This window comes from Streptomyces sp. col6 (assembly GCF_008042035.1).
In the GTDB taxonomy this organism is placed as follows: Bacteria; Actinomycetota; Actinomycetes; order Streptomycetales; family Streptomycetaceae; genus Streptomyces.
This window is the reverse complement of record NZ_RDBL01000024.1, coordinates 1-9,612: the sequence shown is the minus strand read 5'-3', so window position 1 is coordinate 9,612 and position 9,612 is coordinate 1. Positions and strand designations below refer to the sequence as shown.

The following is a 9,612-nucleotide window of genomic DNA, read 5'->3' as shown; positions in this document are numbered from 1 at the left end:
TGAAGGGTTAAGGCTCCCAGTAGACGACTGGGTTGATAGGCCAGATGTGGAAGCCCGGTAACGGGTGGAGCTGACTGGTACTAATAGGCCGAGGGCTTGTCCTCAGTTGCTCGCGTCCACTGTGTTAGTTCTGAAATAACGAACGGCCGTGTTGTTGTCCGGTTGGTTCAATTTCATAGTGTTTCGGTGGTCATTGCGTTAGGGAAACGCCCGGTTACATTCCGAACCCGGAAGCTAAGCCTTTCAGCGCCGATGGTACTGCAGGGGGGACCCTGTGGGAGAGTAGGACGCCGCCGAACAATCATTGTGGGAAAGCCCCGTGCCATTGGCACGGGGCTTTTCTGCGTTTACAGGGGGTGCTCAGTCGACTGGGCTCCTCCTGGCTACAGACGTCCCGCTGCTTTGAGAGACAGGTAGGCGTCTGCCAGGGCCGGAGCGAGTTTGTCCGGTGAGGCGTCGACGACGACCACGCCGTGCTGCTCGAGCCGTTCCGCGGTGCGTCGTCGCTGGGTCTGGGCCTCGGCTCCTGCGGCGGCCTCGTAGATCGCGTCCACTGAGCCGCGTGCTTCGGCCATCTCCGCGACGCGTGGGTCACTCACGGCCGCCAGGAGCACGGTGTGCCGCTGGGTGAGCTGGGGCAGCACGGGCAGCAACCCCTCCTCGACCGGGGCCGCGTCGAGACTTGTCAGAAGGACGACCAGCGACCGCCGCGGTGCGTGCGCGAGCGCTTCGGCGACGAGACCTCGCGCATCGGTTTCCACGAGTTCGGGTTCGAGCGGGGTAAGCGCGTCGACCAAAGCCGGCAGGACCTCGCTGCCTGTCCGCCCATGCACCTTGGCCCTGACACAGCGGCTGTAGGCGAGGAGATCAACACGGTCACCGGCTCGAGTGGCAAGTGCGGTGAGGAGCAGAGTCGCGTCCATCGCCGTGTCGAGGCGGGGGACATCGCCGACCCGGCCGGCCGACGTACGTCCGGTGTCGAGGACCACCAGGACGCGCCGGTCGCGCTCCGGACGCCAGGTCCGTACGGCGACCTCGGACTGGCGAGCGGTCGCCCGCCAGTCGATCGAGCGCACGTCGTCCCCGGGAACGTAGGATCGCAGGCTGTCGAACTCCGTACCCCCGCCGCGCGTGAGCAGGCTGGTGCGACCGTCGAGCTCACGCAGCTTGGCGAGCCGAGAGGGGAGGTGCTTGCGGCTCGTGAACGGCGGAAGGACCCGAACCGTCCACGGCACACGGTGGCTTCCCTGGCGTGCGGTCAGGCCCAAGGGCCCGTACGAGCGGACAGTGATCTGTTCAGCCCGGCGATCACCCCGGCGGAAGGGCCGGAGGAAGGTGCTGAGACGCCGTCGTTCGCCCGGCGGGACGGCCAGCTCGTGGCGGGACGCAGCCGATTCGGTCCCGGGCGGCCAGCTGCTGGGAGGCCAGGCATCGCGGAGGTGTGCACGCAGGCGCCTTCGGGAAGGATTGACTACGGTGAGTTGCACTTCGGCCCGGTCGCCGAGCCGAACGGTTGTCTCACCAGATCGGGTGAACTGAAGCGAACGCACTGGCGCTGCCAGGGCATAGTCGCACAGAATTGCCAGTGAGAGCGGGGCATTGACCGCGATCATTCCCGTCCAGCTCGGGGCCACGATGCCTACAGGGAGTGAGCAGAGGGCGGCCAACAAAGCGGCACGTCCGGTGAGAACCACGGTTCACCGCCTCACCGGGGTACGGGGACATGGGCGAGCACAGCGGTGATGAGGGAGTCGGGGGTGACCCCTTCCATCTGGGCTTCGGGGCGCAGTTGGAGGCGGTGCCGGAGCGTCGGGAGGGACAGGGCCTTCACGTCGTCCGGGGTTACGTAGTCGCGGCCGGTGAGCCAGGCCCAGGCTCGGGCCGTTGACAGCAGGGCGGTGGCTCCACGGGGGGAGACACCGAGAGAGACCGAGGGGGAATCACGCGTGGCACGACAGATATCCACTACGTAGCCGGCGATTTCGGGGGAGACGGCCGTCTCGGCGACCGCGATGCGGGCGGTTTCGAGATCCGCGGGGCCGGCGACCGGATGTAGTCCCGCGCCCCTCAGGTCGCGCGGATCGAACCCGTTGGCGTGACGGGTCAGGACGTTGACCTCATCGTCCCGCGTGGGCAGCGGAACAGTCAGTTTGAGCAGGAAACGGTCCAGTTGGGCTTCGGGGAGAGGATAGGTGCCCTCGTACTCGACGGGGTTCTGGGTCGCGGCGACGAGGAAAGGGTCAGGCAGTGGACGGGGCATGCCGTCGACCGTGACCTGACGCTCTTCCATCGCCTCCAGGAGGGACGACTGCGTCTTGGGAGGCGTCCGGTTGATCTCGTCGGCGAGGAGCAGGTTGGTGAAAACGGGACCCGGCTGGAAGGAGAACTCGGCAGTGCGCGCGTCATAGACTAGAGAGCCGGTGACATCGCTCGGCATCAGGTCGGGGGTGAACTGCACGCGCTTGGTGCCCAGTTCGAGCGATGCGGCGAGGGCTCGGACCAGCAGGGTCTTGGCCACACCGGGAACGCCTTCGAGCAGTACGTGACCCCGGCAGAGCAGCGCTACGACAAGCCCGGTGACGGCTGGGTCCTGGCCGACCACGGCCTTGGCGATCTCGGAGCGCAGCGCTTCCAGGGAAGCGCGGGCTGCGTCGCCGCTGACGGTGCCGGCAGATCCCGCTGATTCGGTGGACAAGGGGGGCGGTGCGCTCATGAGGTTCGGACCTCTCTTTCGAGGGAGTCGAGTTGGTCTGCCAGACGTACGAGCGCGCTGTCATCGGTAGGGGCCGGGCCGAAGAGCAGTGCGGTGAGGTCGCGGTGGGCCGGGCCGATGCGTGTGGACAGAGCGGGGAGGAGCACTGCGGGGGAATGTGCCTCCCGGGGGGAGACACCGACGAGCGCTGCCATCCGGGTGCGGGTGGAGCGGCGGAGTGAGGCGGCGGCCCGGTCACGGGCGTTGGCCTTGCGGTTGAGCCGGGCCCGGCCCTCGGTGGACTCCGAGGCACGGATGGCCACGGGCAGGCGTTCCGTGACGAGGGGGCCCAGGCGTCGGGCGCGCCATACCGCTGCGAGCACTGCGGCGAGGGCGAGTTGCAGCGTGCCCCACAGCCAGCCGGACGGGATCAGCTCGATGAAGCTGCTCCCTCCGTCAGCGGTGTCGTTGTCCGGGATGCCGTCGCCGCCGGTTGTGCCGTCGGTGGCGGAGGGATCAGTGAGCGAGGGGAGGTACCAGACCAGATGAGGGCGAGAACCGAGGAGTTGCAGGGCCAGCGACGCGTTCCCCTGGCGGTCGAGGCGCTCGTTGTACAGGAAGTCGGGGGAGCCGAGCAGGACGGTTTCCTGTCCTGCGGGCTGCCGCAGGACAAGAACGGAGGGCAGGCCTGCCGCGGGGTAGCAGGCATCGGTATCGAGGCCGTCCGCGGCGTAGCGAATACCGCCGGTTTCTGCCGCTCCAGCGCGCAGAGCCGCGGGCAGGGAGCAGGCCGGGGGACGTGCGACCACGGAGGTGGAGGGCTTCGCGTGTACGCCGGGGGCCAGGGTGCCGAGGGAGACGGAGTCCGCACCCAGGAGAACGGTGCGGCCGGTCGCACCGGTGGTCGCCGTACGCAGGGTGTCCTGCTGGTGGGGCGTCAGCAGGTTGGGAGCGGTGACGAGGAGTGTCGTGTCCGGGCCGGTCGCGGAGGTGGCTGCCTGGAGGGTGGTGACGACACGGACGGAGATGCCGTGGTCCTTGAGGAGTTCGGCGATGGCCCTGCTGCCGTTGCGCTCCGCCGAACGGGGGTCGAGGCGGCCGTGCTGGTCCCCGGAGCGGGCGGCCGCCAGGGCTATCGCGGCGATGACGAGCAGGAGCACGGCGAGCAGTACGCCGCGAGTGCGGAGCCACACCTGGTGAGCGGTGACGGAGGTCGAGGTGGTGGGCGCGGAGGGAGTGGTGGCCGTCGTCATCCGGCGGCTCCCTCGCGGGCGCCGGAGAGCTCCGGTGCGGCGGACTCGACGGCCAGGTCGAGATCGAGCAGCTCCAGGTACGACGCCTGGGCGGCGCTGCGGCCCCCGTATGTGACGTCGTCGAAGAGCCGGGCAGCCGACCGCAGCCGTGCGTCGTACGGAGGGAGGACGAGGCCGGCCTCCGCTGCCGCCTCGTCGGCGGTCCGTCCGGGACGGACGTCCAGCAGGTCGCGCTCTTCCAGGGCGCGGACGATCGCGCGCATCCGTTCCTGGACCGCCTGGTTCCAGCGGCCGGCGGCTGCGTGGGCCTCGGCGGCGGCGCGGTGGTCGGCGGTGCTGCGGGGGCCGTGCGCGAAGAGCGCGTCGGCGGACCTGGAGCCGGGCTGCGGGGTGCCCAGCCGCCACCAGAGTGCGGCGGCCAGGGCGATGACGATCAGGAGGAGAACGATGAGACCGGCCGCCCCGCCCGGTGCGGCGACGGAGGCCGCTGAAATGACATCGCCGAACCAGGTCCACAGGTGGTCGAGCCCACGTTGGAGGAGGTTCGGATCGTCCTGGTGGTACGCACCCTTGGACAGTTCGCGTCTGGCTGCTTCCCGGGCGGGGAGGCGCTCGGTGTCGACGGGCGCGCCGCCGCTCGCCCGTAGCAGCATCCGTGCTGCAGCGCCGCCCGCCCCCGACACGCTGTCAGTTCCTGTCGTCGAAGCCGGGCAGGCCCGCCGCCCTCGCGAGGTCGAGGTCGAGTGCCTCGCGGCGGATGCGCTGGTCCACGTAGAGCAGGGCCATGACGCCGGCGGAGAGGGGGTACGTGATGGTGGCGACGACCACGTCGCCGATGGCGGAGACGATCAGGAACGGCCAGCCGAATGCGGTGGCTCCGTCGGTGAGGAAGGAGCTCAGGCTGCCGTCGTCCAGGCCGACCGCGACGAGGCCGAACGGGATGCCGATCACCATCGCCACGATGAACGTCAGCAGCCAGGTCAGGGCGAGGACGCCGAATGTCCGCCACCAGGCGTCGCGGACCAGCTTCGCGGAGCGTCGCATCGAGGCGGTGATCGACTGCCGTTCCAGCATAAGCGCGGGGGAGGCGAGGCTGAAGCGGACCATCAGCCAGGCGAACACCACGACCGCCGCGAGCAGCCCGAGGAAGGCCAGGCCGACCCCCGCCGTGTCACCGATCAGGAAACCGGGGAGGATGCCGACGGTCATGATCGCCGCGGCCATGACGGCCAGCAGGAGTGTCAGGCCCAGCAGGGGCAGCAGCCGGGGGCGGGCCTCGGCCCAGGCGTCGGACAGGGTGACCGGGCGGCCCAGTACCGAGCGGCTGATCACCACGGTCAGCACCGCTGTGGTGAAGATCGTGGCCAGCATCGAGATGAGCAGCGGCGGGGCGTTGTCGAGCAGGCTGTAGCGAAGGGACTCGGTGATCTGGCGCAGTGCCTCGGACCCGGTGGCGTTGCGGTCGATCGCCGGGGGATCGGGCAGCAGATACCGCTGGACGAGCAGGATGGCGGTCTGTGCGACCACGGAGACCGTGAGCGTGATGCCGAGGACCGTGCGCCAGTGGGCGCGCATGGTGGAAACGGCGCCGTCCAGGATCTCGCCGACGCCGAGCGGCCGGAGGGGGATGACACCCGGCTTCGCCGCGGCCGGCGGGGCGCCCCAGCCCGGTCCCTGCGGCGCGGAACCCCAGGCGGGGCCCTGCGGTGGGGTGCTCCGTCCCGGGTACGGGGGCGGAGCACCCCACCGCAGGGCTGAAGGGTTAAGGCTCCCAGTAGACGACTGGGTTGATAGGCCAGATGTGGAAGCCCGGTAACGGGTGGAGCTGACTGGTACTAATAGGCCGAGGGCTTGTCCTCAGTTGCTCGCGTCCACTGTGTTAGTTCTGAAATAACGAACGGCCGTGTTTTCATCCGGTTGGTTCAATTTCATAGTGTTTCGGTGGTCATTGCGTTAGGGAAACGCCCGGTTACATTCCGAACCCGGAAGCTAAGCCTTTCAGCGCCGATGGTACTGCAGGGGGGACCCTGTGGGAGAGTAGGACGCCGCCGAACAATCATTGTGGGAAAGCCCCGTGCCATTGGCACGGGGCTTTTCTGCGTTTCAGCCCGGGGTGACGAGGCGGGTGTCGTACGCCAGGATCACCGCTTGCACGCGGTCCCTGGCGCCGGTCTTCGCCAGGATGCGGGAGACATGGGTCTTCACCGTCGACTCGGCGAGGTGCAGGCGCTCGGAGATCTCGGAATTGGTCCAGCCCCGGCCGACGACCGTGAGGATTTCCAGTTCGCGGCCGGTGAGGCCGGCGATGCGCGGGTCCTGCGTGACCGGCTCCTCCGGGTCGGCCGGCAGGTGTTGGACGTACGCGTCCAGGAGGCGGCGGGTGAGGCTCGGTGCGACCACCGCGTCACCGCTCGCCACGGCCCGGATGCCGGAGAGAAGCTCCTCCGGCAGCGCGTCCTTGATGAGGAAGCCGCTGGCACCGGCGCGGAGCCCGTCGTACGCGTACCGGTCGAGGTCGAACGTCGTGACGATCAGGACGCGGGTGCGGGAACCGGCCCCGACGATCCGGCGGGTCGCCTCTATGCCGTCCAGCAGCGGCATGCGGATGTCCATCAGCGCCACGTCCGGCTGGTGCCGGGCGGCGAGCTGGAGCGCTTCGTGGCCGTTGGCGGCCTCGCCGACGATCGTCATGTCGTCCTGGCTCTCCAGCAGCATGCGGAAGCCGAAGCGCTGCATCGGCTGGTCGTCCGCGATGAGCACGGTCGTCACGAGGTGGTGTCCTCCAAGGGGAGCCGCAGCCTTACCTGCCAGCCGGGTTCGGCCGACGGTCCGGCTTCGAGTGTGCCGTCGTACAGGGACGCGCGTGCGCGCATCCCGGTGATGCCCTGCCCGGTGCCGTCGGGTGTCCGCTCGGCCGGGCGCGGGGTGCCATTGTCCGTGATGAGGGCTTCGAGCGCGCCGGGCCGGTAGGTCAGGGTGACCTCGGCGGTGAGCGACGGTGAAGTGGGCGCGTGCTTCAGGGTGTTGGTCAGGGACTCCTGCACCACCCGGTAGGCCGTCAACTGCCGGCCGGCGGTGGGCGGATGGGTGGGAGGCGTCCCTTGTACACGCAGCAGGACCGGCAGGCCCGCCCGGCGTACGCCCTCCAGCAGCGCGTCGATGTCGTCGAGGGTGGGCTGCGGGGTGCGGTCGGCGTTCTCCGGCTGGTCCCGCAACACCCCCAGCAGGCGGCGGAGTTCGGCGAGGGCCTGGCGGCTGGTGGTGCCGATGGCCTCCAGCGCCTGGGCCGCGCGCTCGGGGCTGCGTGCGGCGGCGTACGAGCCGCCGTCGGCCAGGCCCGTGATGACGGAGAGGTTGTGGCCGATGATGTCGTGCATCTCCCGGGCGATCCGGGTCCGTTCGGCGGCGGCGGCGAGGCGGGCCTGCTGGTCGCGCTCGCGTTCCAGCCGGTCGGCCCGGTCGACGAGAGCCTCGGTGTACTCCTTGCGCGTACGCACCAGGATGCCCGCGAGGACGGCGACGGCGAACACCCAGACGTGCGGGAGCAGCAGCTGGTCCCCGTCGTCAGGGAACCGAGCCGAGGCGATCACCAGGGGTGCGGCGAGCAGCGCGCCGGACCATGCCAGCGTGGGCATCGGAAGCCGTACCGCGATGCTGAAGACCACGATCTCCTGGAGCAACGACGCCTGGAGGACCGCTCCCGTCCACACGTTGACGAGGGAGAACGGGGCCATGAAGGCCAGTACGAACAGGGGGTGGGAGCGGCGCCACAGCAGCGGTGCCGAGAACGCCACGCTCATCGCGAACACCAGCGGCTCCGCTACGTGCGGGTCGACGGCGACCGTGCGCCAGCCGCCGGTGGAGACGTCGAGGACGGCGTACAGCACCCAGAACGTGGTGAGGGTGGCGTTCCAGACGGCCGGCCGGCGGCGGTCGAAGGCGCGTATGCGCTGGAACAGGCGCTGTAGGTGCCCGGTGAGCGGGGTGGCGGGAGCGGGCCTCTGGTCCGTGGCGTCGTCCGTCACTTGTAGCCCCCCGGCCTCGCGCTGCGTACGGGTCGTGCGTCCCCGTGACCAGTGTGGCCGAGGCACACAGGCCGCGGGCGGGCAGGGCCGGGCCCGGTGGGGCGAATGCGTTTGCGTGGTCGTGGGCGCGCGGGTCAGGATCGGAGGATGGACTATGTGATACGGCCGGTGCGTGCCGACGAGTGGCAGTCGGTGAGGGAGCTGCGGCTGGCCGCCCTGCAGGACCCGGCCGCCCCGGTGGCGTTCCTGGAGACGTACGAGCAGGGGCTGAAGCGGTCCGACGAGGCGTGGCGGGAGCGGACGCTGGGCGCCTCCGAGGACGGCGCGGGCGAGGTGCGGCAGTTCGTCGCCGAGGGTCCCGACGGCTCGTGGGCGGGATCGGTGACCGTGCTCGTGGAGGGGCCGGACGTCGAGGCGAGGTTCGGTGAGCCGGCGGCGGTCAACCAGGGGCATCTGGTCGGGGTGTTCGTGCGGCCGGAGGCGCGGGGTGGGGGTGTGGCCGACGCGCTGTTCCGGTCGGCTGTGGACTGGGCGTGGTCGCTGGAGAAGCCGCGGCTGGAGCGCGTACGGCTGTATGTGCACGAGGACAATCCGCGTGCCGCCGCCTTCTATCGGCGATTCGGCTTCGTGCCGACCGGGGAGACAGTGCCGATGCCGGGCGATCCGTCGGCGCGCGAGCTGGAGTACGTGGTGACGCGGCCCTGACGTCCGCCCCTCAGAGGCTGCTGGGGGTCCGGAGCTGTTGTGTCCAGTGCGAGCGGGCCTGTTCGGGGGAACGGAGCAGGGCGACGGTCGACAGGCCCTGGGCCTGGCCGGTCCTCAGCAGGTCCGGCAGCCGGGGCAGGGGGGCGACGGCCGCGACGTCGTCGAGGACGAGCGTCAGTGGTGGGTCGAGCCGGCCGTCGGATGACCGTGCGGCCATGCGGCGGCCGTGCTCGACCACGTCTGAGGCGAGCGCGGTGAGCAGGGGCATCGTCCCCGGACCGGATCGCGGGGTCTCGATGGATTCACCCACCACATAGAGGCTGCCCCCTTCGTCCGCAAAGGAATCCAGTGCGAGCGCATCTGCTCGATTGGGGGTGCAGGCATCCCGTACGTGGACCGAGGAGAGGGCGCCGAAGGCACGGACCGTCAGCTCCTGGGCCATCTCGCGGCGTTCGGGGTGGCCGGTGAGCGCGGATTCCAGCAGTCCGGCGAGCCCGGGGGCCGCCTTCGGGTGGGTGCGCAGCAGGCGGACGGGTTCGTGGGCGTTGCCGCCCATGGCCCAGCGGTGGACCTGGCGGAAGGGGCGGCCGTCGATGGCGGCGGCGTGCAGCCAGCAGCGCAGGAGGGTCTCGGCGATGTCGGCGGTCGCTGTGTCGACGCGGGCCTGGGGGCGTACGGGGGCGAGGAGCGCGGTGGCGCGGTCGGCGGCGCGGTCGGCCTGTTCGCATCCGGTGGTGGGTGCCCAGTGCAGCCGGTCCGGGGTGTCGCAGAGGTGGCCGGGGTCGTAGACGAGGACCGGGCCGAGCTTGGCGCGGGCGTCCTTGGTCTCGGCCCAGAGGCTGGGGTCGGAGGTCACCACGAGCACGGGTCCGTCGGCCTCGCGGATGGCCTGGACGGCGGTGGCACGGCGGGTGGCGGCGGGGCCGTAGAGGACGAG

The 9,612-nt window shown here is 70.3% G+C and carries 7 protein-coding genes, 3 rRNA genes and 2 pseudogenes; 4 read left to right on the top strand and 8 right to left on the bottom strand.

From position 1 onward, the window contains the following. Together EAO73_RS26550 and rrf (EAO73_RS26545) are read left to right on the top strand one after the other, a co-directional pair. Positions 1-104 (top strand): 23S ribosomal RNA (locus EAO73_RS26550); the annotation flags it as partial. A gap of 78 nt (positions 105-182) precedes the next feature. Then, positions 183-299, top strand: a 5S ribosomal RNA gene (gene rrf / locus EAO73_RS26545). Positions 300-383: 84 nt separating this feature from the next. On the opposite strand, the gene EAO73_RS26540 is transcribed toward rrf (EAO73_RS26545), so the two are convergent. The 5 genes and pseudogenes from EAO73_RS26540 to EAO73_RS26520 form a co-directional block, all read right to left on the bottom strand. Continuing rightward, a complete protein-coding gene (locus EAO73_RS26540) occupies positions 384-1,694 on the bottom strand; it encodes a DUF58 domain-containing protein (RefSeq protein WP_147974112.1) in 1,311 nt (436 codons plus the stop codon). Between the two features lie 11 nt (positions 1,695-1,705). After that, positions 1,706-2,713, bottom strand: coding sequence for an AAA family ATPase (locus EAO73_RS26535; RefSeq protein ID WP_147974111.1), 1,008 nt, complete (start codon positions 2,711-2,713; stop codon positions 1,706-1,708). Further along, positions 2,710-3,945: a DUF4350 domain-containing protein gene (locus tag EAO73_RS26530; RefSeq protein ID WP_147974110.1), complete on the bottom strand. Its 1,236-nt coding sequence runs from the start codon at positions 3,943-3,945 to the stop codon at positions 2,710-2,712. The genes EAO73_RS26535 and EAO73_RS26530 overlap by 4 nt, the downstream gene beginning before the upstream one ends. Next, complete coding sequence (locus EAO73_RS26525) at positions 3,942-4,598, bottom strand: DUF4129 domain-containing protein (protein ID WP_147974109.1); 657 nt, start codon at positions 4,596-4,598, stop codon at positions 3,942-3,944. The genes EAO73_RS26530 and EAO73_RS26525 overlap by 4 nt, the downstream gene beginning before the upstream one ends. A 34-nt stretch (positions 4,599-4,632) precedes the next feature. Further along, a pseudogene (locus EAO73_RS26520) lies at positions 4,633-5,706 on the bottom strand (glycerophosphoryl diester phosphodiesterase membrane domain-containing protein); the annotation flags it as partial. 176 nt (positions 5,707-5,882) lie between these two features. Between EAO73_RS26520 and rrf (EAO73_RS26515) the strand changes: the two are divergent. Further along, positions 5,883-5,999: ribosomal RNA gene (gene rrf, locus EAO73_RS26515) — 5S ribosomal RNA — on the top strand. Between the two features lie 49 nt (positions 6,000-6,048). On the opposite strand, the gene EAO73_RS26510 is transcribed toward rrf (EAO73_RS26515), so the two are convergent. Together EAO73_RS26510 and EAO73_RS26505 are read right to left on the bottom strand one after the other, a co-directional pair. Continuing rightward, on the bottom strand, positions 6,049-6,714 hold the full coding sequence (locus tag EAO73_RS26510) for a response regulator (protein ID WP_147974107.1): 666 nt from the start codon (positions 6,712-6,714) through the stop codon (positions 6,049-6,051). Then, positions 6,711-7,970, bottom strand: a complete 1,260-nt coding sequence (locus EAO73_RS26505) for a sensor histidine kinase (protein ID WP_191134232.1) — start codon at positions 7,968-7,970, stop codon at positions 6,711-6,713. The genes EAO73_RS26510 and EAO73_RS26505 overlap by 4 nt, the downstream gene beginning before the upstream one ends. A gap of 147 nt (positions 7,971-8,117) precedes the next feature. On the opposite strand from EAO73_RS26505, the gene EAO73_RS26500 reads away from it, so the two are divergent. Continuing rightward, the gene (locus EAO73_RS26500) at positions 8,118-8,675 is read left to right on the top strand and encodes a GNAT family N-acetyltransferase (protein ID WP_147974105.1); all 558 of its coding nucleotides are present in this window, start codon (positions 8,118-8,120) and stop codon (positions 8,673-8,675) included. A 10-nt stretch (positions 8,676-8,685) separates the two neighbouring features. Here EAO73_RS26500 and EAO73_RS26495 read toward each other — a convergent pair. Then, positions 8,686-9,612, bottom strand: a pseudogene (locus EAO73_RS26495) (type VI secretion protein); the annotation flags it as partial.

Coding starts and splice junctions, on each gene's coding strand:
- EAO73_RS26530 (WP_147974110.1), bottom strand. CDS start 3,945: ATGACGACGGCCACCACTCCCTCCGCGCCCACCACCTCGACCTCCGTC.
- EAO73_RS26525 (WP_147974109.1), bottom strand. CDS start 4,598: ATGCTGCTACGGGCGAGCGGCGGCGCGCCCGTCGACACCGAGCGCCTC.
- EAO73_RS26500 (WP_147974105.1), top strand. CDS start 8,118: ATGGACTATGTGATACGGCCGGTGCGTGCCGACGAGTGGCAGTCGGTG.
- EAO73_RS26535 (WP_147974111.1), bottom strand. CDS start 2,713: ATGAGCGCACCGCCCCCCTTGTCCACCGAATCAGCGGGATCTGCCGGC.